Below are 24694 nucleotides of genomic sequence, written 5' to 3'. Positions count from 1 at the left end.
TTAACACCGCCTATTCCATTTTTCTTAAAGCAGGAAGTTTCCATATGATCATCAAGTTTACAACGATTAAGCTTACTGCTCCCCCAGCCATGATTTTGTCAATCGTAAGTCCATAGGAGATCAGCGTAGAGGTTGCTGCGAGTGAAAGAGGTGCAAGCCCCATACTTGCCATAGTTAAAAGACCCATTAACCGTCCCAACATTTTTTTATCAACGGATGATTGTACAGCAGAAATGAGTGGGATGTTTGTTGCTGGAAATGTTATTCCGATAAAGAAAATTGCGATCATACAAATATGAAGCGACGTACTTTGGCTAAACCAAAGAAAGAATACGTTCATTGCCAGCAGGGACACGGTAACCATAAGGCCGCGTCTTTTTTTTGTGTTGAAAATACCAATAATAATAGAACTTAATAGCATCCCAACTGCCATCGATCCTTCAACATAGCTAAAGTCGAGAGCACTGCCGTTGAGTATACTTTTTACAAAGATCGGAAGACCCATCATTAAAGGACCCGTGACAAAAACATTCAAAAAAACAGTACTAATAAAAAGCGCTTTCAAAAAGGAGGATTGTTTTACGACGTCAATGCCTTCTTTAATGGACTGCCACATGCCTGATTTTTTCTCGCCAGTGCTTTCGGATGCAGGTGCGTTCAAAAGAAAAGCGAGTATTGCTGAAATGAACAGCATGACAGCAGGTACACCAAAGGAGAACATGTAGCTTCCGCTGCTTGCAACCAGAAGTCCGCCAATCATCGGTCCTAGGATCATTGAACTTTGCTGAGTTGTCTGGATGATTGAATTAGCTCTAGTTAATTGATCATTATCAACGATTGCAGCAATTAATGAACCGTTAGCTGGCCAAACAAAAGCATCCAATACACCAAAAAACAAGCCGAAAATGATGAAGGATAAAAGGGACAGATGGTCGGTTGCGAGAAGAAAGAGCAGACTGCAAAGTAAAACGGTTCTGAGAGTATTTGAAACATATAAAATCTTAGTCCTACTGATTCGGTCTGCTAGTACGCCGCCAATTGCCATAAATAGAATCCGGGGTACATTCGCAGCTATAAATACGAGACCCAAAGAAGCTTCTTTATCGAGTGTTTTTACGACATACCAGCTTTGGGAAAACTGAATGATCGCGATTGAAAAGGACGAACAAAGTACGATTGCCCAATAAAACAAAAATGAGCGTGATTTTAAAATTGATTTCATTTTGGATGGTGTAGTGAGCACGGCAGCCTGTGACATATTAATCAAGCCCCTCTTCAGGATATGGTGTATCTTTTAATGGAAATGAAAGCATAAAGTAATGATAAATTTCTCCCTCCTCATTTTCTGTTTTCTTAAACTCCGAAATGAGCTCAGAAACTTCTTTTGCTTTTTCCTGCAGCAGTTTTACTTGATCAGGAAGCAGCTTTACATGTCTATAGCCGAATTTGAGCGGTGAGTTTGAATACATAAAAATTTCCGGATCGAGCTTACGGATCATTGACTTCGTTTTGTCTAATGAAACAAGAATATTTTCTTTGAGCGCATCCGATAGTTCATCCTTTACGGCAGTTCGTTGGTCGGGAAGAATTTCTTCGATGGAGAAAGACTGAGCAATCGGTCTGTAAAATTTTTGGATGATTCCATTTTTCTCCTCTGTTCGTTCTACCTTAATTAGTCCTACACGTTCTAACTCTTTGAGGTGGTAGTGAATCTTAGGAGCAGGGGATTCTAATATGTCTGCTAAAATTTTTCCGGTCTTTGCTTCGTCCATGATCTCCCATAAAATTTTGATGCGCAGCGGGTCGCTTATTACTTTTAATTGTTCGACTTCACGAATAGAATAAACTTCTTGCATGTTTAACACTCCTAAAACGTTCAAATATATTTGAAGGAAGCATACTGTAATTATATGTAAAATGTCAACTTGATTCCACATTATTGTAAAAAATAGTTCAAATGTTGTGAAAATTTATGTATAATCTTAGTATTATATTCGCTAATCAACTAGGCATGGGGGTTCTTAGTATGGGGAATAAGGATTTGAAATCGTATGTAGAAAGACTCGAACGTGTACATTACATTGTTTCAAAAAGACTGCATCCAGAAATTGGTATTGAACGAGAGCTGACCAAAACACAATTTGTTTTGTTAAAAACATTGTGTGTTAAAAATAAATGGACGGTTTCAAAATTAGCTGAATATATGGGTGTAAAACCAAGTGCGATAACAGTTGGTGCTGACCGACTTTACAAACGAGGTTTCGTACGTCGTTATAGAAGCGAACTGGATAGAAGGATCGTATATTTAGAAATAACTGATGAAGGTCAGCAAATTCTTAAAGAAGCTGAAAATGAGAGACTTACTTCTATCAGTAATTACTTAACGCATCTGTCAACAGATGAATTGGGTACATTTATAGAAATATATGAAAAACTTGCAAATGGAAGCCAGACGGAAGATTTTGTTCTTTCAACAAAAACGAGTTAAATCAAGTTTGTGTAAATATGAAGTATTTATATGGAAAGACTCAAACGGTTCAAGTAAGAGCCGTTTGAGTCTTTTTGTTTTCTAATATTCCTCTTTTTTTGAGCTCGAGATTACTAACAGCAGCGGAAATTTGGAAGTGGTAAATATCTATATTTAAAAGCATTTAAATAGAAAAGTAATAATAAACATAGGCAGAAGTTGAGTAAACACACATAAGCAAATCTCGAAAATAGCAAAGGAAATAAATTGTTTGGGGTCAGTCCCCCCTCTCTATTATTTTTTCATAGAATAGATTCTATTTAAATTTTCTCCTGCATAAGATGTGATAGAAACGACTTAAGAAGTGGAGGAGGACGAATGTTTACCCCGCAGATTAATATGAAACGTCTACCAATTTTAGTTGCAGGAGCCATGCTATTTATTGTAATAGCCACAAGTTTTATCACTTCATTTGAGCACAAGTACAGGCTGAGCTCTTCGATGATGCATAAGTGGCTGACCGATTTTTCGGGTGAAGCTCTCGTATATTTTGTAGGCTGGGAGAACCGGTACTTTACTCAGGAACTTCCAAAAGAAAGTAAGCCTCCAGCTTTATCCAGCGTTTTGCTGGAACTGGCAACAAGCATTAAGCCTGGTGATATCAGAAGCTTGTTAGGCAATGAACTTCCTGGATTCGCCCTTTACGATTCAACGATCATTGTTGCAGGGAAAGGGACGGATTACACCAATATCGGCTATGAATCACCCCCGCCGATGGAACTTCTGTTGAGCGGAGAAGATGCTGAAGTGCAGGATATTGAGAGACTTGAGGACCCGTCACCAAATGATTCAGACAATCAGCCGAATCAAACGACAGAAGGGAAGACAGTAGCCTATATTTATCACTCACATAGCTGGGAATCCTTTTTGCCGCATTTAAAAGGTGTAACCAATCCAGATCATGCCATCCATTCAAAAGTTAACATCACGATGGTTGGAAAAAAACTAGGGGAGGACCTAGAAGCACATGGAATTGGAACATCAGTAGATATGACGAATATGACAGAGCTTTTAAGAAAAAATAATACCGATTACCGGAAAAGCTATCCGATGTCCAGAACACTTGTACAGAGTGCGATGGCAAGCAACCAGGACTTGCAATTAATTTTTGATCTTCACAGGGATTCTTCCCGCAGAAAAACAACGACCGCCACTATAAACGGCAAGCCATATGCACGTGTCTTATTTGTAATTGGAACAGCAAATCCTCATTTCGAAAAAAATCAGGAGATGGCTAAGGAGCTTGACCAAATTCTCAGCAAAAAATTCCCTGGACTTAGCAGGGGAGTTATCGGTAAGAACAAAACAAAAGGAAATGGCGTGTACAATCAGGATTTATCATCAAACTCCTTGCTAATCGAGTTCGGGGGAGTAGATAACAATATGGATGAATTGTATAGAAGTGCCGATGCCGTTGCAGATGCTGTTGCTCAATATTATTGGGACAAGAAGAATGTAAAAGCTGAATAAACATTTAAAAACGCCCGGGCTTTTCGGGTGTTTTTTTGTATGAAGTAACATATTCTGCAAATAGTAAGCAAAAATGGTATAAAAAGAAATAGGGGTTTGTTTTATTTCTAAAGAGTAGGGAATAAAAAAGTAATTGGTAGACTGGGAAGAAGGAGCTATTACATGAAAAGAAGGATCTGGGAGTTTTTTCTCACCATATTGTTGCTTATTTCAATATACGTTGTATTTTTCACACAAGGATTATTCATTATCAAAACGATATTTGTACTCCTATATTCATCTGTAATCATTTACACAATTTATTCGTTAATGCTGGAAAACCGAACGGCACAGCATACCCTCTTATGGATTTATGTTCTCATTTTTTTCCCGTTTTTCGGATATATGTTTTATTTGTATTCCGGACAACTGTATTTAAAAGGATACTTATTTAAATCCAAACGGAAAAATGATAGAGACGAGTGGATACGTGTTTCGAAGCAAGATGAAAAACCGGATTTCAGTGATCTGAAAAGGCATCAAACCAATTTTGCAAAACATGCTCACCATATTACTCTGACTCGTTTAAATAGAAAAACAGCTACGAAAATCCTTGAAAATGGTGAAGAAACCTTTCCGGAGATTAAAAAAAGGCTGTTAGAAGCGCAAGAATACATACATATTCAGTTTTATATTTTTCGCTCTGATCGCCTTGGTAAAGAAATCATTGATATCTTGATTCAAAAAGCGAAAGAAGGTGTAAAGGTAAGATTTCTATTCGATGGAGTAGGCAGTCTATCCTTACAGCAGCAAGATATAGACCGGATGAAAAAAGCTGGAGTTTTAGTTCAGGCATTCCTGCCGGTTCGTTATGGATTTTTTAATCAAAAGCTTAATTTCCGAAACCATAGAAAAATTGTAGTAATCGATGGCAAGGTAGGTTTTGTCGGCGGTTTAAATGTGGGGGTTGAGTACTTAGGCGAAAATCCTGATATTGGATTTTGGCGTGATACACATATGGTCATGGAAGGTGAGGCGGTACAGGTTCTGCATGCCATCTTCCTAATGGACTGGGAATATGTGTGCGGAGAAGACTTGCTTGAAGATGATCATCTAACAACAGCGTACCCGTCAGACGGAGATGGCACTGTTCATGTAGTGGCGAGCGGACCTGATACACAGCTGGGCATTATGAGTGATCTGTATTATTCACTGATCTCTTGTGCTGAAAAATCGATATGGATAGCTACTCCATACTTTGTGCCAAACATTGCCATACGAACTGCTTTAAGGATCGCTGCCCAAAAAGGGATTCAAGTGCGGCTGATGGTTCCAGAAATCAACGATGGGTTTTTAACGCAATATGCGACACGTTCTTACTTTCCAGAACTGCTTCGTGCAGGGATCGAGATTTATTCGTATCAAAAAGGGTTTCTGCATCAAAAAGTCATTATAGTTGATGGAGATACAGCTTCGATCGGAACGGCAAATATGGACATGAGAAGTTTTCATTTGAATTTTGAGGTCAATGTTTTCTTATTAAACACAAAGTCCGTTAATGATTTAGTGGAACAATATGAAAGTGACATGGAAGATTCAAAAAAATTGCGCCCAGTTGAATTTTACAAGCGAGGTCTTTATGAACGAACAAAAGAATCATTTGCCCGTCTCTTTTCAGGCGTACTTTAAATAGATGTAGTGATGAGATTCGCGGTTTATCAAAAAACTAAGGTATAGAAGAGTCCCTTTGAGAATAAGGTTGTACGAAACAATCAATTCTTGAGGGGGCTTTTTTTATGGATTGGTTAGAGGCTGTTATTTTAGGAATCGTTCAAGGATTGACTGAGTTCCTGCCTGTTAGTTCTACAGGTCACCTTTTACTAGGTCGCAAGCTGTTTGACTTAGACGAAGCGGGATTGTTTCTGGACAGCATGCTGCATATCGGAACGCTTCTTGCTGTTATGACAGTCTATGGAAAGGAAATTTTACAGGTTTTAAAAAAACCCTTTGGACGTACGGGTATCCTGCTCATAGCAGGAACGATTCCAACTGCTGCAATCGGACTGCTATTTAAAGATTTTTTTGAGGAGATTTCTAAGACAGGCATAACAGTCGGGTGGGAGTTCTTAGCTACAGGCTTGCTTCTTTGGTGGGCTGATTCGTTTAAAAGAAATGGCTACAAACGAGTAGAGGAAATTACAATAAGAGATGCCGTTATAATCGGTACGTTTCAAGGAGCAGCTATACTTCCTGCTGTGTCGAGGTCCGGGTTAACGATCGCGGCAGCGCTGTTTTGTAAAATTGATAAAAAAGCAGCAGCTTACTTTTCCTTTTTATTATCGATCCCATCGATAGCAGGCGGGGTCGTTCTTCAATCAAAAGACCTTTTCACGGGTTCAGCTCCAGTTGTTTCTTTTGAGGTACTGGCATTAGGTACTGTAGCATCTGCGCTATTTGGTTACATTGCGGTGAAATGGATGATTAAACTGCTGCAAACAGGAACATTAAAAGGCTTTGCAATCTATGTCTGGCTAGTTGGAATCGTCGTTCTTACTCTTCAATTTTCAGGGAAAATGTAAAGTATTTGTGAACCTATAAAAATGGATTGACAATTAATATATGGAGGATTACAGTATATGTAATTCAAAATTTAGCAGGCTTTAGATCGCTGAATTTACAGTTAATTCTTAATAAAGAAGAGCATTGTAAAGCGGGGGAACCAATTTTTTGGGGTGAATTTTGCACAACGCAAAAAGGGATACTCCAATCCCTAATCCGACAGCTAACCCCGTAAGCGTCATGTCACTGGAGAGGTCTAAAATGGTGAGTAACCAGACCCGCTTTTTTGTGTGGTCTTTTTTTTGTTTTTTCACTTCCATAAAGATAACTGGCTACTTGGATGAATTACGACGTAGTGACAAGTTTAAGTTTAAAGTATGAGTGCAACTAAAGCTGGCGGAAACAGTCTAGCATTTTAGCTAAGTTTTCTTTATAAATTCTTTGTGACCCTCTTAACCAGCTAGGCTAGGGAACAACAAAGCAAAACTTCGAAATGAGTTTAAGGGGAGAATAATCAATTATGAAAAAAAAGCAGTTTGCAGTAATAGGATTGGGTCGCTTCGGCGGTAGTATTACGAGAGAGTTTGCTGAAATGGGATATGATGTCCTTGCAATTGATAAGGATATGGAAAAAGTAAACGAATTCGCTACAATTGCAACACAAGCAGTACAAGCTAATTCTACAGATGAGAAGGTCATGCAGTCTTTAGGAATTCGCAACTTTAATCACGTAATCGTTTCAATTGGTGAAGATATACAGTCAAGTATTTTGACAACATTGCTTTTAAAAGAAGCTGGAGTAAATAAAGTATGGGTTAAAGCTCAAAATGACTACCATCATAAAGTACTGGAAAAACTAGGAGCAGACCGTATTATCCATCCGGAACGAGATATGGCACTAAGAGTCGCACAGCTTATCTCATCGGAAAAAATTATTGATTTTATCGAGTTATCACAAGAACATAGTATTGTTGAGATAGGTGTAACAGATAAATTAGTAAATAAAACATTAACTGATTTAGATGTTCGTGCCCGTTTCGGATGTAATATTGTAGCGATTAAACGCGGTGATGATATTCTTGTTTCACCTATTGCGGATGTAGAACTCAATTATGGAGATGTTCTTGTAGTCATTGGGCGCAATGAGGATTTAAACCGCTTTGAGGATGAGGGAGTGTAAATTTGGCACTGTTTGTTAATAAATCAAGACAATTTATGTACCACCCATTTTCTTTAAAGCCGCCGCAGATTTTAGCTTTGCTTTTTTTGTTTTTAATCATTGTTGGAGCTGTTTTGTTAAAACTGCCAATTGCTCACGAGAAGACTTTGTCATGGGTGGATGCTTTTTTTATTGCAACGTCTGCATCTACCGTTACAGGTCTAGTGACCGTTGATCCAGGAACGACATTTACTTTATTCGGTGAGATCGTCATTCTTTTCTTAATCCAAGTCGGCGGTCTAGGCGTTATGTCATTTGCTTCACTTATCGTAATTATGCTTGGAAAAAAAATATCGATTAAGCAAAGAATGCTAATGCAAGAAGCACTTAATCAGCCCTCTTTAGGCGGGGTTATTAGGCTTGTAAGAAATTTATTTCTCTTTTCGATTAGTATTCAAATCATAGCAATTACTATTCTTTCTATACGATGGGTACCGGATATGGGCTTTTCAAAAGGTGTATATTATAGCGTTTTCCACGTGATTTCAGCGTATAATAATGCCGGATTTGCGCTATGGTCAGATGGATTGATGAGATATGTAGGTGATCCAACGGTTAACCTTGTTATTACATGGCTTATCATTACTGGTGGAATTGGATTTACTGTATTGATTGACTTATGGGTGAGTAAAACGTGGAAAGAGTTAACACTTCATACAAAAGTGATGATTATCTCTACATTTGCAATAAACATTTTAGCTATTTTACTCGTTTATTTATTCGAGTTTAATAACCCGAAAACATTAGGTGTACTTTCAGGAGCGGAAAAACTGTGGGCCGCTTATTTTCAAGGAATCTCTCCAAGAACTGCTGGCTTCAACTCCATTGATATGACAGCGATTCAGCCAGATACAGCTCTCTTGATGACCTTGCTAATGTTTGTAGGAGCAGGTAGTGCTTCAACAGGCGGAGGTATTAAGTTAACAACGTTTGTCGTGATTCTTTTTACTGTTTTGACTTTTATTAAAGGAAAAGATGAAACGGTAATTTTAAAACGTACAATACGTAATGCGGTTATTTTCCGGGCGCTAGCCATTACGATGATCTCTTTAATGGTAGTATTTATAGCACTTTTCATCTTAACGTATGCTCAAAAAGGAGACTCCTTTATGGTAATTCTTTTTGAGGTTGTCTCTGCATTTGGTACAGTCGGGCTAAGTATGGGATTGAGCCCGCACCTAATGCTGGTCAGCAAAATAGTGATTATGGCAGTAATGATCTTTGGAAAACTTGGACCATTAACGCTGCTGTTCAGTTTAGCAGCACCAAAAAGAGAAAATATCCGCTATCCTGACGGTGAAGTATTAACAGGATGATGAGATTGAGAAAAGCCTAACTCAAATGAACATTTTGGGTTAGGTTTTTTTTATATTTTTAATGTTAGCAAGATTCCGGTCAAAAAAGGTGAAAAACCGACCATAAATAAGACCAATTCGGAAGAAGATGGACCATTCCATCTTCAAAACCTAATAAACAAGAACTTTTTCAGCCTCACTAAAGCTTTAAACACCATATATCCACGGTAAATCTTATTTATTCCACGGTAATTCAAATAATTCCACGTTAAACGGCCATATTTCCACGTTAATTTCGGGATAACCACGAACCGACATCATTCGACACCAGTCTCGCATATTATACGTCGATCACCATTTTGATTTGAGGCAGTTACAAAAATCTAGTTATTATTGGGTTAATTATGAAAAGGGTGGGAAAGCTATAACAAGATAAAATGGCCGGACGAAAGGATAAGAAGTGATGCAGAAAATTAAAGAAGTTTTCCTTGTTTCTCCCTTTCTTGTGTTTTTCCTCATACACTCTGAACAAGTCGGTGTCGGTGTTTTAGGTTATCAAAGAATCATAGCGAAATATGCTGGATATGATTCCTGGATATCTGTCATAATTGCTGCTGTTTTTGTTCACATTCTGATATGGATGATTTATTATGTGCTCGACAATGGCGGCGGAGATATTGTCACAATTCACAAAACGCTGTTTGGAGGTTTTATAGGCAATATATTCAATCTCGCTATTGTTTTGTATTTTCTTTTATGGTCGATTACGGTTCTGCGAACGTACATAGAAGTTATTCAAGTATGGATGTTTCCAACGCTGAATACTTGGAAGCTTGCTGTTGTATTTTTGATTTTAACGTATTATGTCGTATCCGCGGGTTTTCGAACGGTAGCAGGGGTATGCTTTCTTGGTGTTGTTATCCCGCTCGCACTTATCGGTCTATTGGTTTATCCGCTGCACTTCACCCATTTTTCTAACCTATTGCCAGTTTTCGATGAGAGTATTAAGGATTATTTAACTGCCACTAAAAATATGATGCTAAGCTATCTTGGATTTGAAACGATTCTGGTTTTTTATCCATTTATTAAAAATGCGAAAAAATCACAAAAGTTTGCTCATCATGCAAACATTTTTACCTTTATGATGTATCTTCTCGTTACGTTGTTTTCATTTGCCTTCTTTAGTCAGGAACAATTGGCAAGGAATATTTGGGCAACTCTTTCAATGGTGAAAATTGTACAAGTTTCATTCGTAGAACGATTTGATTATATTTTCGTATCAGTCTGGTGTTTAGTAATTTTGCCAAATATCACGCTGGCGATCTGGTGTTCAAGCCGTATTGCAAAATTAATGCTTAATGTTCGGCAGCATTATACACTCATTGTTGTTCTGGCTATCGCTCTGTTTGCGTGTATTCTTTTAGATAGCCGTTTCAAAATCAACATGCTAAATAATTACACAAATAAAGTGGGATTTTATTTGGCGGTCAGCTACATACCATTTCTCTTTGCAGTGACATTTATCCGGAAGATGATAAAGAAAAAAGGAGCTAACAGTGAACAAAGCTCCTCTTCTTCTTAAAGTTTGTTAATTATGCCTGCAGTAATTGAGTTAGGCGGTCTTTATGCTTTTCACGCTGCTGCTGATCAGATGTGTTATGCCACTCTTGAAGTGTCTCGTTAATCAACTGTTTCACCATGTTCTTCGTCCATACTACATAAGCTCCATAAGTATCTCCCTTAAAAAAGTGTGTGAGCATGTTATTTTCAGGACCGAAAAAGAATCCGAGCTGGTCATGAATCAATGTCGCTTCATTTAGGTTAAATGGCATGATCGTATCAGAAAGTGAAAATTGGTACGAATTATTTTCATCTTTTATAAAAGCAATTCCGTAAAGTTGTTCCTCCGGCAAGAAACCTTTAGTAGTTGGAAGCAATAGTACTGGGTTATGTCCTTGATCATAAGCGATAAAAAAGTTATTCACATCTTCCTCAAATTGCGGAGTTCTTAACATAGAAGCTAATGTAATTTCTTTTTGAACATGCAGCATCCAGCAGCCCTCATTTCCGTTGTTTTTATTTAATCACAGTGTTGCCGCTAGATTGATAGATTATACGTAGAATCCATCCTTTATTCTGATGACGTGATAAGTTGTTGAAAGGGAATTGACGGACAAATTGGAAACGCATACACTAAAGGTAGTGATTAGCTGCGAGCAGAAAGAGTGAATAAATTATGGCATTATCCAATGACAGGCTTTTAGGAAAAATGGCCATGTTAGGTGTTCTTGATGAGAGCTATTTATCAGAGATTGAGAAACAAGGCTGGAAGTATTGCACAGGCAAAGCCGGTTCTATGGATTCTCAAAAAGTAGTGGCGGCTATTGAAACAGCTGCTAAAAATGAAGGTGTCATTCATACAGGAATCTATCGTGAAACACATTCACTGTATCATGCGATCATGGAAGCTTTTCATGGTGTGACGCGTGGACAGGTACAGCTTGGAACTGTTCTTAGGACGGTAGGTCTGCGCTTTATCGTAGTACGCGGGAATCCGTATGAAAAAAAAGAAGAGGGCGACTGGATAGCAGTTGCTTTATACGGAACGATCGGAGCTCCTGTAAAGGGACTTGAGCATGAAGCGATCGGTCTTGGCATTAACCATATTTAAATAACTGCCCATAGTTATTAGTGATGAGGGGGCGTATTCGAAAGAGTTTTCTTTCGAGTGCGCTCTTTTTTGTTTGGTTCTCGGCTGTTGTTTGTGAAAGTAGTTGATCTCCGTTTCAGGATGCTCGCTTTCCGCGGGGCTTGCGGTGAGCCCCCTGGCGCTTTGCGCCTTTAAGGGTCTCACCTGTCCCGCTGATCCCGCAGGACATGGAAGGCTTCGGCAGCTATATAGCGCACGAAGAAAATGTGGTTTTCCATTTTCGAGGAGTCTCGCACCTTACACTCCAATCAACGAAGCAGCGATGGGGCATCATAACACCATTCAAAAACAACAATCTTTTAGAAAAAGAGGGATAATCATGGTTACATTAACGGGAAACACACTGTCCATGGAAGAAATTAAACGAATTTTGCACGGAAATGAACCGGTTGAAGCATGTCCATTAAGCATGAAAAAAGTTGCTGACAGCCGTAAAGCGGTTGAAGAAATCGTGAATTCAGGAAAAGTGGTATATGGTATCACAACTGGATTTGGAAAGTTTAGTGATGTCTTTATTTCAAGAGATGATGTTGAAACACTGCAATTAAACTTAATTCGCAGCCATGCATGTGGAATCGGGGACCCGTTTCCTGAGACAATCAGCAGACTCATGCTGATTTTACGAGCAAATGCTCTATTAAAAGGATTGTCTGGCATTCGGCCTGTTGTGATCGAAAGACTGCTTGATCTTGTTGCCCATGGCGTGCATCCGGTCGTCCCGCAGCAAGGATCACTCGGTGCAAGCGGTGACTTGGCTCCGTTATCACATTTAGCACTCGTTTTAGTAGGCGAGGGTGAAGCGATTTATAAAGGTGAACGCATGCCGGGACAAGACGCATTAATGAGAGCAGGGATAGAGCCGGTCGTATTAACTGCTAAAGAAGGTTTGGCTTTGATCAATGGTACACAGGCGATGACTGCGCAAGGAATAGCGGCTTATATCGAAGCAGAGCGGATCGGGCTGATGGCCGATGCGATTGCTTCACTGACAACAGAATCATTAAGAGGAATTACAGATGCTTTTGATGAAGATGTACACATCGCACGAGGTTACAAGGAACAGGTTGAAGTAGCTGAAAGGCTGCGCAGTTATTTAGAAGGCAGCCAGCTAACAACAAAACAAGGTGAAGTACGAGTTCAGGATGCCTACTCGTTAAGATGCATTCCTCAAGTGCATGGTGCTTCATGGCAAGTACTTGGATATGTAAAGGAGAAGCTAGAGATCGAAATGAACGCGGCAACTGATAACCCGCTTATTTTTGATAATGGAAACAAGATTATTTCTGGCGGCAACTTTCACGGACAGCCGATCGCATTTGCAATGGATTTCTTGAAACTGGCAGCAGCAGAGTGGGCGAACATTTCCGAACGCCGCATCGAGAGGATGGTAAATCCGCAATTAAGTGATCTGCCAGGTTTCTTGAGTCCAAATCCTGGTCTTGAATCAGGTGCGATGATTATGCAATATGCTGCAGCATCACTCGTATCGGAAAACAAAACATTGGCACACCCAGCGAGTGTTGATTCTATTCCGTCTTCTGCCAATCAGGAAGATCATGTGAGTATGGGTACGATCGCATCAAGACATGCTGCTCAGATCATTGCAAATGCGAGACGTGTGCTTGCGGTTGAATTAATCTGTGCCATGCAGGCTGCAGATTTTAGAGGACCGGAAAAGTTAGCTCCGAAAACAAAGAAAATATATGAGCACGGCAGAAAAGTTAGTCCCGCAATCCACTGTGACCGCATGTTCCATCGTGATATGGAAGCGATTGCTTCTTGGATGCTGGATCAATCGTGGAACGATATTTTAATAGAAACGAAAACCGAAAAACTACCACACTAATTAGAGGAGGCAATTACTATGACAAACGTAAAACAAACGATAAAAGCAGCACGCGGAACAGAGATGACAGCAAAGGGATGGGTGCAGGAAGCTGCTATGCGTATGCTGATGAATAATCTTGATGGCCAAGTGGCAGAAAACCCGGATGATCTCGTCGTTTATGGTGGAATCGGGAAAGCTGCCCGCAACTGGGATTCTTATCATAAAATCGTAGAAACGCTTCAGAAACTGGAAAACGATGAAACTCTTCTTGTTCAGTCAGGTAAACCCGTTGCAGTATTCAAGTCTCATAGTGATGCACCTCGTGTACTGCTTGCTAACTCAAATCTTGTTCCGGCATGGGCGAACTGGGATACGTTCCGTGATTTAGAAAAACGCGGCCTTATGATGTACGGCCAAATGACCGCAGGAAGCTGGATCTATATCGGAACACAAGGCATTCTGCAAGGCACATATGAAACATTTGCGGAAGCGGCCCGAAAGCATTTTAACGGGTCATTAAAAGGAACGATTACCCTTACGGCCGGTCTTGGCGGAATGGGAGGCGCACAGCCACTAGCTGTAACGATGAATGACGGAGTAGTCATCGCGATCGATGTGGATGAAACAAGAATACAAAGAAGACTCGACACAAAATATTTAGATAGAAAAACAGACAGCTTGGAAGAAGCTTTGAAACTTGCAAAAGAATATGCAGAAAAAGGTGAGCCTCTCTCAATCGGATTACTTGGAAACGCTGCTGAAATTTTACCAAAACTTATTGAGATGGGTGAGATTCCTGACTTGGTAACTGACCAAACGTCAGCTCATGATCCGCTGCATGGCTACTTGCCGGTCGGTTTCTCTATGGAAGAAGGAGCAGAACTGCGTACGCGCAATCCGGAACAGTATATTGAAAAATCAAAAGAGTCGATGGCGATTCATGTTCAAGCGATGCTTGATATGCAGAAAAAAGGAGCTGTTGTCTTCGATTACGGGAACAATATCAGACAAGTTGCTTTAGATGAAGGTGTGAAGGATGCTTTTGATTTCCCAGGTTTCGTTCCAGCGTTTATCAGGCCATTATTCTGCGAAGGAAAAGGTCCTTTCAGATGGGTAGCATTATCTGGTGACCCAGAGGATATCCGTAAAACAGATGAAGTTATTTTACGTGAGTTCAGCGATAACGAACATCTTTGCAAATGGATTAAGATGGCGCAGGAAAAAGTACAATTCCAAGGACTTCCTTCCCGCATTTGCTGGCTAGGGTACGGAGAACGTGCGAAGTTTGGAAGAATTATTAATGAAATGGTAGCTAATGGCGAGCTGTCAGCACCAATCGTAATTGGGCGTGACCATCTGGATTGCGGATCTGTTGCTTCTCCAAACCGTGAAACAGAGGCGATGCAGGATGGCAGCGATGCAGTTGCAGACTGGCCGATTCTTAACGCAATGATCAACGCAGTAAACGGTGCGAGCTGGGTTTCTGTTCATCATGGCGGCGGTGTTGGAATGGGCTACTCGCTTCATGCAGGAATGGTCATTGTGGCTGACGGAACAGAAGAGGCTGCACGCCGATTGGAACGCGTTCTGACGAGTGACCCTGGTATGGGAATCGTAAGACATGCAGACGCGGGATATGATTTAGCGATCCAAACAGCGAAAGAAAAAGGCGTAAACTTGCCGATGATTAACGAATAAAGGAGTGTTACTTATGCTGGATACTTTAATTTTTGCTTCACAAGTTATCGTTCCCCAAGGTGAGAACAGGGCACTGCGCGGTGCAGAAATGAACGAGCTTAAAGTGATCGATAATGGAGCTGTCGGAATAAAGGACGGCAAAATCGCTTTTATCGGAACTCGTGAAGAAGCAACTCACTTACAAGCAAAAGAAACGATTGACGGTACAGGCAAACTTTTATCTCCTGGTTTAGTGGATCCCCATACACATCTTGTGTTTGGTGGATCCCGTGAACATGAGCTTGCTTTAAAGCAGCAAGGAGTTCCTTACTTGGAGATCTTAGCACAAGGCGGCGGGATTCATTCCACGGTAAAAGCGACGCGTGAAACGAGTGAAGAAGCTCTTTATGAAAAAGGTCTGTTTCATTTAAACAGATGTTTAACTTATGGTGTTACGACGATGGAAGCGAAAAGTGGCTATGGATTGGATAAAGAAACAGAAATGAAGCAGCTGCGAGTTGCTAAGAAACTGAATGAAAACCATCCAATTGATTTGGTTTCAACGTTTTTAGGAGCTCACGCGATTCCGGAAAAATACAAAGGCAGACCGGAAGCTTTTTTGGAAGAAATGCTTTCGATGCTGAAGGAAATATCGAAAGAAGGCTTAGCTGAGTTTGTTGATATTTTTTGTGAAACCGGCGTGTTTTCGGTTGAACAATCGCGCATCTTCCTGCAAAAAGCAAAAACAGCAGGCTTTGGTGTGAAGATCCATGCCGATGAGATCGATCCTCTTGGCGGAACGGAAATGGCTTGCGAGATTGGCGCCATTTCAGCTGATCATTTAGTCGGTGCAAGTAAGAAAGGCGTTCGTATGTTAGGAGAATCCGATACGATTGCCGTACTTCTTCCGGGAACAACGTTTTATTTAGGAAAGGAACATTTTGCACCTGCACGGGATATGATTTCAAGCGGAGCAGCCGTTGCATTATCCACGGACTTTAATCCCGGGAGTTCACCTACCGAAAATCTTCAATTCATTATGAACTTGGCAGCTTTAAAGCTGAAAATGTCTCCGGAAGAAATTTGGAACGCTGTTACGGTTAATGCGGCTTACGCAATTGGCAGAGGGAATGCTGCAGGCAGTCTGTTAGAAGGCAGAAATGCAGATCTTGTCTTATGGGACGTGCCGAATTACAAATATGTTCCTTATCATTATGGTGTGAACCACGTGAACAAAGTATGGAAAAACGGAAAAGTGGTGGCAGGAAGGGCGGATTCACATGCAAACTATACCCTTTCTTCTTAAAACGGGAGAGCCGCCATTTACAGACAGAGGTATTAAGAAAGCAGGTCAGCTTTTAAAGCAGTGGAACGGTGAACAGGTGAAAGGGGTAGCAATAGCAGGTGCGCCTCTTTCGAAAACCTCGATTTCACATTCGGGAGCTCATTTAGCACCGCAGACGATTCGAGCAATGATGCAGTCGTTTTCTACGTACAGTATTGAGCTTGAAAAAGACATGTGGGATCACGTTATAACAGATTTTGGTGATATTGAGATGCATGTTACAGACCTCTTACAATCACAGGCCCGCATACATTCGGTATTAAAAGAGATTCAAGAAGAGCATCGTGAAGCAGTTGTGATTACACTTGGCGGTGATCATTCCGTCTCAGCAGGTGCCATTCAGGCGTTTCAAGAAACGAGAGGAAAAGTCGGCATCATTCAGTTTGATGCTCATTTTGATCTAAGGAACACTGAAGATGGAGGTCCTTCAAACGGTACTCCATTCAGACAGCTTATTGAAAAAGGGATCATTTCCGGTGATCAGCTCATTCAGCTCGGTATCCGTGATTTTGCTAATGGCAAGCTTTATCATGATTATGCAAAAGAGCATGGCGTAACTGTTTATACGATGGGTGATATAAAACGAGAAAGCTTGCTCGTTTTGCTGAAAAAATCAGTTGAACAGTTAAAACAGACAACAGATAACATATATATTTCACTGGATATGGATGTACTGGATCAGGCATTTGCTCCTGGATGTCCTGCGATCGGTCCTGGCGGTTTGGACAGTGAGTCATTAATCGAAGGCATTCAGTGGCTTGGGCAGAATGAGTCTGTAAAGGGGATGGATATAGTAGAGATTGATCCCACTCTTGATTTTAGAAATATGACAAGCCGACTCGCTGCCTACTTAATCATGCAGTTTACCTTATTTTATTCGAATAGAATGGGAGGAAATGAAAATGGGTGAGTTTGGAACATTTATCGAAACTTCCAGAAAACAAAAAGGATTAAGCAAATCAGAACTTGCGAGAAGATTGAACATTACACCACAGTATATGGCAGATATCGAAAAAGGCAGAATGATTCCTTCTGAGGAAAAAATCGAAAAGCTAGTCATTGCGTTAGAGCTGAATGAAAAAGAAACATATAAACTGGCAGACAAACTCCCTTTACGAGTGCTGGCAGAAGCTAAACAAGCATTCTATAATTTAGTGTAAAAAAAAGTCTGCCGAATATGGCAGACTTTTTATCTTATTATCAATTATTCTTCTTGCGGCCTGGATGGTGTAGATGGCTTTTGTTTAAACAGTTGTTTAAGTTTAGACCAGCGAAGCTCGATTAATGGCTGTGCGATTGCGATAACAGGTTTGCTGGCCAAGAATAATGTAACGATTACAGCAAAGAAAAGCAGCATGAAGTACAAACCGTTTTCTTTTATTGATGCAAAAAGCTCTGTTGTAAACAAATACTTCAAGATAAACCCATGCAAAAGATAGATGTATAAAGTTCTTTCACCAAACGCTGTGAAGAACATTTTTCGCCTTGGGATCAGCGCCAAAACACTAAACGTAGCAAGAAACATCACACCGTACATCACAAGTCTGATCAATCCCCCAAACCACGTCTTATACCCTATGATTTCAGAGTAGGAGGATGAAGCTAGAAACCATTCTTTCATTCCATTTGGTAAAAAGAAATGATAAGTGATGAATAAAACGACCAAGAATACGGCTGCAGCTGCTTTTCGTGAAGGCTTCATTATTTTTTTGAAGTCTCTTTTTTCAAGCAAATGTCCCAGTAAGAAAACCGGGAAGAAGACAAAAGTTCTCATCAGACTAAGGAAAGTCCCCAGTTCATGAATGTAGCCTACTGCTACGCCTATACCTATCGCTAAGATTAGCGGGTGTTTCATTTTTACAAATAGTTTCAACAGTACGTTCCAGAATAACAAGCTTAACAGAAACCAGAGTGTCCAATGCGGATCAAAGAAATCGAGTTTCATTTCGCTTTTTCCGTATAAGTCATAATAGAAAAAACTATAAACAATTTGAAAGATCAAATAAGGAATGAAAATCTTTTTGAAAATTTTAGTTAAATATCCATCTCGCCATACACCTTTTGTGAAAAAGCCGCCAATTAATATGAAAGCAGGCATATGAAACGTATAGATAAAGTTGTAAATCGTATAAAGCCACTCATTCTGTCCTTTTATAGGAGAAATGAAGTGTCCGAACACGACCAGAAAAATCAAAATAAATTTGGCGTTATCAAAATAGTAATCGCGTTCGCGTGTTGCAGTACTCATTCAAAATTCCTCCAATAAAAATTCACCATATTAAGTATTCGTATAAATTTCGCTCTTTTCTACTATAATTCCCAACCTTCACATGTTTTCTAACCTCTAAATGTAAAAAAACGCATTTCCCTTATAAAAGGAAACACGTTTTTTGTTTTCAAGCGTTAAAAATCAATTTTGATTTTCAAGAATCCGGCACTTCTAAGTGCTTCATAAATAATCACTATGGCAGGTCCGATGATCAATCCCATAAATCCGAGAAGTTTGAAACCGATATAAAGGGATACGAGAGCTGCTAATGCAGATATGCCAAGGCTCGATCCGAGAATTTTTGGTTCAATAATCCTTCTAATGATGGTAATGAGACCGAACATGATCAAAAGGCCAATGGCTAGGTGATCATTATGATTAACGAAGAACGAATATGCGGCCCATGGAACAAGTACAGATCCCGTTCCTAATATAGGAAGAATGTCGACTACGACGATTAAGACCGCTATGATTACAGCATATTGTACATCTAATATCATAAGTCCGACAAAAGCTAGAATGTAAGTAACAAAACTTAAGATAATCTGCGCTCTGAAAAAACCGACTGTTGCTTTAGATAACTGGCTAAAAACAAGTTCAACTTTCTCGCGTGCAGAAGTTGTAAATAAGTTAAGAAATTCAGCGTACAATCTAGGTAAGTCCAATGAAAATAAAAATAGGGCTACAAGGTAAATGATAAAGTAAATCATTAATCCTGGTATAGAAGTGATAATTCCTAAAATGCCTGTTGTAAGTCCTTTTGCAGATTGAACGGCGTATTCTCTTAATCCACTTAAGCTGTCCTCGAGTGTTCCAACCACCTCAGGAGGCAGACTAGCATAAAAGTTTTCCATTTCATAAAATGTGTTTTCTGCTATTTCAAACAAATGGACAGAATAGGATGGGAGAACGGTTATGAATTCGATGACCTGAATAACGAGTGTTGTAACAAGCCAATATGTAAGTAGGCCGGTTCCTGTTAAAAATAATAAAAATGTAATCGTAACTGAAAGCAGCCGCCTGCCCTTCATCAGCTTGATAAACATTTTTACGATCGGTTCGAGCATGATAGCCGTAATTAATGCAAGAAGGAGAGGAATACTGTAAAAGACAAAAACGATGATTCCAGCAAGCAATATAAGCAGTAAAACGATGTTCTTTACAGTCATGATCCGGCTCCTATCCCCGTAAAATTATCCGGTATATTTGCAGTTTAATGTTAACCATTATGACCGGAAATTGAGGTGAAAATTCTCCCTCTACACAATGATGTTACGACAGCGTGAAAAAGTCAATTGTAAGAAGTGAAGTTTTCAAAAATCTTTTATTTTATTAACTGTTTTTTCAAAGCGAGAATAGCATTAAGCTGTCCTCCTGCAATAAGAATCATCGCAGAAAGATAAAACCACACCATCAACGTTAAAAGTGCTCCAAGGTTTCCGTATATTTGACTATAATCAAAAATCAAAACATAAGATGAGAATAAGTATGAAATGACATGCCATCCTATAGTGGAAAAAATGGCTCCTGGCCAAACATTTTTGAATGATAAGTTTACGTTTGGTGCAAACATATACAGTGCCGAGAAAATGGAAAGCAATACAGAAAATCCAATAACATAACGGGCTGTTTCCCAAATCTGCCAGATCGGATTTGAAAAACCGCTTTTCTCAAAAACATACATGCCGATAGTTCTTCCAAAAACGGGTAATAGGAGTGCAGTTATGCTCGCACTTACTAATCCAAATGTTAAAAATATGCCTAATATCAGTTCTTTAAAAAAGGGTCTGCTTTCTTCTACTTGATAGGCTTGGTTGAATACACGAATAATTGCATGAATGCCAATGGATGCAAGCCAGATCATCACAACGAACGAAACAGATAATACATCTCCCCGCTGCTCGTCCAGTACTGTTATTAAATTATATTCTAGTAATTTATATGCCTCTTCAGGGGCAATAGACTGAAAAAGAGTTAAAACATAAGAAGTAGAAATCGGTAAATACCCTAGAATTGTAAAGATCAAAAAAACAAACGGAAAAATAGAAACGAGAAAATAATAGGCGAGCTGTGCTGACAGATCGAACACTTTATCTTCAAAAAAGCGGTGAAGCCATTGCTTTAACAACCAGCGCATATGTATAAGTCCTCCAGACTGCAGCTATCTTATCATGCATTATTCCCCTAATGAAAAAAAAGAACGCTTTTTTTGAAACAAAACGTTCGTTTATCCGTAGTAGTGTGTTGAGGTGAAAAAACTAAAATCTATTACAGCAGGATGAGGTACTTCTAACAGTGTTAGAGCCGCAGCCGCTGCTGCATAGAGTAATTAAAGGAGAGGTAGCAGGCGGTGACGGAAGAATGGGACAGCAGCATGGAGAAATATCTTGGCAGAAAATAGGGGCACCACCTATTCATACACACGACATGCACGTAATAGTACAACCGCATGAGAACATGAGAAAAAACACCCTTTTCACTTATTGTATGTAAAGTGGTATAAGCCTGGCAGGGCATAAAGGCTTTGTTAGCAGCCTTTTTTCTATGATTTGATCGAAATTAATTCAATCTTTGAAGGTTATACTATTAAACAGATGCTTAACAGGGAGGATATTAGGAATGGAATTATTTGCAGCAGATTTTTGGTCTGCATTACTGGCGATTGTCGTCATCGACTTAGTTCTGGCGGGAGACAATGCGATCGTAATCGGATTAGCAGCTAGAAATTTACCAAAAGAAAACCAAAAGAAAGTGATTCTTTGGGGTACTGTAGGTGCTATCGTAATAAGAGCAGCAGCAACATTAGCCGTTGTCTGGCTTTTAAAGATTCCAGGTTTATTATTAGCGGGAGGACTCATCCTTTTATATATTGCTTATAAATTAATGGTAGAAGAAAAAGATCACGAAGTTCAAGCGAAAGATAATATATTCGCAGCAATCAGGACAATCATTATCGCGGACGCAGTAATGGGGCTGGATAACGTTCTAGCAGTAGCCGGTGCCGCACATGGAGATTTTCTGCTTGTTGTCATAGGATTATTGATCTCTGTTCCGATTGTTGTTTGGGGAAGTACCTTATTCCTAAAACTGATGGAAAAATATCCGTTCATCATTACGATTGGTGCTGGAGTGCTCGCGTGGACCGCTTCTAAAATGATCGTCGGTGAAAAATTCATGAAGCCTTATTTTGAAAATGACTTCATTAAATACGGATTTGAATTCTTAATGATCGTTATCGTATTAGGGCTGGGAATGCTGAAAAAGAAGAAAATGAGTGAAGAAAAAGAGGAAGAAACGGAAACACCCCCTACTAAAAGTGAAGTATAAATGATGCGCTGATCCAAAAGGAAACCTATCCTTTTGGATCTTTTTTTTTGATGGGAGGAGCAAGATTGCAGGATTGGAGTGTTTGTTGGCAGGATTAGACTCCCATTAAGCAGGACTATGATGGAGAAAGCCTAATTTTGAAAGGTGAAAACTGTAATTTTCACCTGCACAAGCTATTAATCCAACGACTTTTGATCATAATTCAACGAAAAATAGGTATAATCCAACGACTTTTGTTCATAATCCAACGAGAATTGACCATATATCCCCGAGTCGACAAGAAACGACACGTCTTAAACATCAGCGGGTAATCCTTACTACGTAACGAGTAGCTTTTAAAATAACTGTGTCTTTTGTACCTGTTTCGCCCTATGCGATAAAACTCATGTAAGTATTTGTCGATATTTAGAAGGTAATGAACCAGGGATGAACAGGGGGTTAAACAGATGTTTAAAAAGATACAAACTAAAGTCATGTTATCTGTAAGTATTCTCGTTGCAGTGGCGCTTATTTCTTCCTCATTGTTTTCATATTTTCAAACGAAAAAGCAGATGGAGAAGAACATTCAAGAACAAGCAACGGGACTAGCAAACGATGTGAAATCTTCAACAGAGTTATATTTAAAGTCTTATGGAAGTACAATTGACCGCTATAGTAAAGATAGCCGTCTGATCAATTATTTACAAACATTAAAGACGGATGAAACAAAAGGGATTGGAGAATCGTGGCCGATTGTCGATCAGGATTTCCATCATTTTTTAGATCTGAACAAAAATGCGGCTATTTTATATGTAGGGGCTGCAACGAAGCAGTTCAAAACCTCGCCTAAGATTGATCTTCCTGAAGGTTTTGATCCGACTAGCCGGCCGTGGTATCAAACGGCTATTCAATCGCCAGAAAAAGTGATGTGGACAGAACCTTATAAAGATGCAAGTTCTGGAGAATATGTTGTGACAGTGGCTAAGCCTGTGCTTGATCCTGTGAGCAGTGAAGTTCTTGGTGTAGTTGGAATGGACTTAAGTCTTGCTGGTCTATCTAGTATGATCAATCAAACGAAGGTTGGCTATAATGGTTACCCAATACTATTGGATGCAAAAGGGATGGCACTTGTACATCCAAATGAACAAGGAAAAAACTTAAGCAAGCATTCTTTTATTAAAGAGATGTTTAATAATGAAAAAGGAAACATCTATTATAAGTATAAAAATACGGACCGTGAGCTATTTTACAATTCAATTAAGGATACAGGCTGGAAGCTCGGATTAGTTTATAAAAAAGCAGATTTGTTGAAAGATGCCCAGCAGCTTAGAAATACCGTTTTATTATTCGCTTCTATTGCTGTAGTCATTGCTCTTTTATTAACCTATTTCTTAGCTAGAAGTATCGCGAATCCAATCAGGAATCTGCAAAAACAAGTACAGCTCGTAGCAGAGGGCGATCTGACAGTTTCGGTCAATACAAAATCCAAAGATGAAGTGGGGACTCTCACTCATCATTTTAATGCGATGGTAGAAAACATGAGAGGACTGATTGCTTCAGTCAGTCAATCTGTTGAGACGGTGAATGAATCAACATCAAACTTAAGCGCTGTGTCGGAAGAGACGATTGCCGCGAGTGAAGAAGTATCCAGAGCGGTTGCAGAGATTGCGTCAGGAGCTACAACACAGGCAGAGGATGCGGACGAAACGAATAGAAGAACGCTCGATTTGTCTTCACAAATTGAAAAAGTAAACAGCCATGCAGAAGAAATGACCCGCTTATCATCATTTGCGGAAACTGCGAACACAAACGGTCTTGCCCAAATGAACGTTCTGCGTGAAAAAACGAGTGAGAGCAACAAAGTGCTGCACAATATTGAAGAAGTCATTTCAGGTCTCGCAAATAAAGTGGAAGAAATTGAACATGTCATTCAATCGATAACGGATATTTCTGAACAGACCAACTTGCTTGCCTTAAATGCAAGCATTGAAGCGGCTCGAGCGGGTGATAGCGGAAGAGGCTTTGCGGTGGTTGCAGATGAAGTCCGTAAACTCGCTGAACAATCAGCAATCGCGGCAGATAAAGTCAGAAAAACAATTACCGGAATCGGAACAGAATCCGAACGCGCTGTAAAAGAAATGGAGCAGACGAAACAGATTGCGTATGAGCAAAATCAAACAGTTTCTGATACAGAGCTAGCATTTAATGAAATCGCTGCTACGATGAATAATATGGTTAAATCCATTCAAGAGATTACGAGTGAAGTAGATGTCATAAACAACTACAAAGATGAAGTAGTCGCTTCTATTCAAAGCATTGCAGCTGTAGCGGAACAATCCGCAGCCGCAAGTGAGCAAGTGAGTGCATCTACAGAAGAACAAGTTCGTGCACTTAGTACCGTTTCAAAGTCAGCAGAGGAATTGAACGAGGCTTCTCACTCATTAGCGAATATGATTAAGTATTTTAAAATCGATTAAGAATACTGTTGAATTGATATAAAAAGGAAACAA

22 protein-coding genes, 1 pseudogene and 1 riboswitch are annotated in these 24694 nt (G+C 39.7%); of the genes and pseudogenes, 17 read left to right on the top strand and 6 right to left on the bottom strand.

Annotation, left to right across the window (positions count from 1 at the left end; all coding sequences use genetic code 11):
- Positions 1–10: 10 nt before the first annotated feature.
- On the bottom strand, positions 11–1258 hold the full coding sequence (locus RGB74_RS15925) for an MFS transporter (RefSeq protein ID WP_310760274.1): 1248 nt from the start codon (positions 1256–1258) through the stop codon (positions 11–13).
- Position 1259: 1 nt separating this feature from the next.
- Positions 1260–1856 carry an ArsR/SmtB family transcription factor gene (locus tag RGB74_RS15920; protein ID WP_310760273.1) on the bottom strand — a complete coding sequence of 199 codons (597 nt, stop codon included), beginning with the start codon at positions 1854–1856 and terminating at the stop codon, positions 1260–1262.
- A 170-nt stretch (positions 1857–2026) separates the two neighbouring features.
- Here RGB74_RS15920 and RGB74_RS15915 point away from each other — a divergent pair, with 170 nt between their 5' ends.
- The 7 genes from RGB74_RS15915 (at position 2027) to RGB74_RS15885 (ending at position 10631) form a co-directional block, all read left to right on the top strand.
- Positions 2027–2488 carry a MarR family winged helix-turn-helix transcriptional regulator gene (locus tag RGB74_RS15915; protein ID WP_310760272.1) on the top strand — a complete coding sequence of 154 codons (462 nt, stop codon included), beginning with the start codon at positions 2027–2029 and terminating at the stop codon, positions 2486–2488.
- 357 nt (positions 2489–2845) lie between these two features.
- Positions 2846–3997 (top strand): stage II sporulation protein P, encoded by a 1152-nt coding sequence (spoIIP, locus tag RGB74_RS15910; protein ID WP_310760271.1) that lies wholly within the window; start codon positions 2846–2848, stop codon positions 3995–3997.
- Between the two features lie 162 nt (positions 3998–4159).
- Positions 4160–5665 (top strand): cardiolipin synthase, encoded by a 1506-nt coding sequence (gene cls / locus RGB74_RS15905; RefSeq protein ID WP_310760270.1) that lies wholly within the window; start codon positions 4160–4162, stop codon positions 5663–5665.
- Positions 5666–5772: 107 nt separating this feature from the next.
- On the top strand, positions 5773–6555 hold the full coding sequence (locus RGB74_RS15900) for an undecaprenyl-diphosphate phosphatase (protein WP_310760269.1): 783 nt from the start codon (positions 5773–5775) through the stop codon (positions 6553–6555).
- A 77-nt stretch (positions 6556–6632) separates the two neighbouring features.
- A riboswitch (cyclic di-AMP (ydaO/yuaA leader) is annotated at positions 6633–6789 on the top strand.
- 266 nt (positions 6790–7055) lie between these two features.
- Positions 7056–7715, top strand: coding sequence for a potassium channel family protein (locus RGB74_RS15895; protein WP_310760268.1), 660 nt, complete (start codon positions 7056–7058; stop codon positions 7713–7715).
- Positions 7716–7750: 35 nt separating this feature from the next.
- Positions 7751–9070 (top strand): TrkH family potassium uptake protein, encoded by a 1320-nt coding sequence (locus RGB74_RS15890; RefSeq protein ID WP_310762904.1) that lies wholly within the window; start codon positions 7751–7753, stop codon positions 9068–9070.
- 442 nt (positions 9071–9512) lie between these two features.
- On the top strand, positions 9513–10631 hold the full coding sequence (locus RGB74_RS15885) for a GerAB/ArcD/ProY family transporter (protein ID WP_310760267.1): 1119 nt from the start codon (positions 9513–9515) through the stop codon (positions 10629–10631).
- A gap of 10 nt (positions 10632–10641) precedes the next feature.
- On the opposite strand, the gene RGB74_RS15880 is transcribed toward RGB74_RS15885, so the two are convergent.
- Positions 10642–11100, bottom strand: coding sequence for a hypothetical protein (locus tag RGB74_RS15880; protein WP_310760266.1), 459 nt, complete (start codon positions 11098–11100; stop codon positions 10642–10644).
- A 185-nt stretch (positions 11101–11285) separates the two neighbouring features.
- Between RGB74_RS15880 and hutP the strand changes: the two genes are divergently transcribed.
- The 6 genes from hutP (at position 11286) to RGB74_RS15850 (ending at position 17769) form a co-directional block, all read left to right on the top strand.
- Positions 11286–11720: a histidine utilization transcription antiterminator HutP gene (gene hutP, locus RGB74_RS15875; protein ID WP_310255711.1), complete on the top strand. Its 435-nt coding sequence runs from the start codon at positions 11286–11288 to the stop codon at positions 11718–11720.
- 358 nt (positions 11721–12078) lie between these two features.
- The gene (gene hutH, locus RGB74_RS15870; protein ID WP_310760265.1) at positions 12079–13605 is read left to right on the top strand and encodes a histidine ammonia-lyase; all 1527 of its coding nucleotides are present in this window, start codon (positions 12079–12081) and stop codon (positions 13603–13605) included.
- Positions 13606–13623: 18 nt separating this feature from the next.
- Entirely contained in the window at positions 13624–15285 is a 1662-nt protein-coding gene (gene hutU, locus RGB74_RS15865) for a urocanate hydratase (protein WP_310760264.1), read from the top strand.
- A 13-nt stretch (positions 15286–15298) separates the two neighbouring features.
- Positions 15299–16570, top strand: coding sequence for an imidazolonepropionase (gene hutI / locus RGB74_RS15860; protein WP_310760263.1), 1272 nt, complete (start codon positions 15299–15301; stop codon positions 16568–16570).
- A complete protein-coding gene (hutG, locus tag RGB74_RS15855) occupies positions 16545–17519 on the top strand; it encodes a formimidoylglutamase (RefSeq protein ID WP_310760262.1) in 975 nt (324 codons plus the stop codon). The genes hutI and hutG overlap by 26 nt, the downstream gene beginning before the upstream one ends.
- Positions 17512–17769: a helix-turn-helix domain-containing protein gene (locus RGB74_RS15850; RefSeq protein ID WP_310760261.1), complete on the top strand. Its 258-nt coding sequence runs from the start codon at positions 17512–17514 to the stop codon at positions 17767–17769. The genes hutG and RGB74_RS15850 overlap by 8 nt, the downstream gene beginning before the upstream one ends.
- 44 nt (positions 17770–17813) lie before the next feature.
- Here the strand turns inward: RGB74_RS15850 and RGB74_RS15845 are convergent, their stop codons facing one another.
- The 3 genes from RGB74_RS15845 to RGB74_RS15835 all read right to left on the bottom strand — a co-directional run bounded on the left by RGB74_RS15845 (position 17814) and on the right by RGB74_RS15835 (position 21015).
- Entirely contained in the window at positions 17814–18857 is a 1044-nt protein-coding gene (locus RGB74_RS15845; protein ID WP_310760260.1) for an acyltransferase family protein, read from the bottom strand.
- A 155-nt stretch (positions 18858–19012) separates the two neighbouring features.
- Positions 19013–20047, bottom strand: a complete 1035-nt coding sequence (ytvI, locus tag RGB74_RS15840; RefSeq protein ID WP_310760259.1) for a sporulation integral membrane protein YtvI — start codon at positions 20045–20047, stop codon at positions 19013–19015.
- Positions 20048–20202: 155 nt separating this feature from the next.
- The gene (locus RGB74_RS15835) at positions 20203–21015 is read right to left on the bottom strand and encodes a YihY/virulence factor BrkB family protein (protein ID WP_310760258.1); all 813 of its coding nucleotides are present in this window, start codon (positions 21013–21015) and stop codon (positions 20203–20205) included.
- Positions 21016–21173: 158 nt separating this feature from the next.
- Between RGB74_RS15835 and RGB74_RS15830 the strand changes: the two genes are divergently transcribed.
- From RGB74_RS15830 to RGB74_RS20160, 4 genes and pseudogenes are all read left to right on the top strand, one after another.
- The gene (locus tag RGB74_RS15830; protein WP_310760257.1) at positions 21174–21371 is read left to right on the top strand and encodes a hypothetical protein; all 198 of its coding nucleotides are present in this window, start codon (positions 21174–21176) and stop codon (positions 21369–21371) included.
- A 126-nt stretch (positions 21372–21497) separates the two neighbouring features.
- Complete coding sequence (locus tag RGB74_RS15825) at positions 21498–22205, top strand: TerC family protein (RefSeq protein ID WP_310760256.1); 708 nt, start codon at positions 21498–21500, stop codon at positions 22203–22205.
- A gap of 446 nt (positions 22206–22651) precedes the next feature.
- A pseudogene (locus RGB74_RS20165) lies at positions 22652–23716 on the top strand (cache domain-containing protein); the annotation flags it as partial.
- On the top strand, positions 23711–24661 hold the full coding sequence (locus RGB74_RS20160; RefSeq protein ID WP_396136073.1) for a methyl-accepting chemotaxis protein: 951 nt from the start codon (positions 23711–23713) through the stop codon (positions 24659–24661). The pseudogene RGB74_RS20165 and the gene RGB74_RS20160, both read left to right, overlap by 6 nt.
- The last annotated feature ends 33 nt before the right edge of the window (positions 24662–24694 follow it).

Origin of the sequence: Bacillus sp. NEB1478, assembly GCF_031582965.1 — a bacterium.
In the GTDB taxonomy this organism is placed as follows: Bacteria; Bacillota; Bacilli; order Bacillales; family Fictibacillaceae; genus Fictibacillus.
Note: the sequence above shows the minus strand (reverse complement) of the source record. Positions and strands in the feature narration are given on the sequence as shown.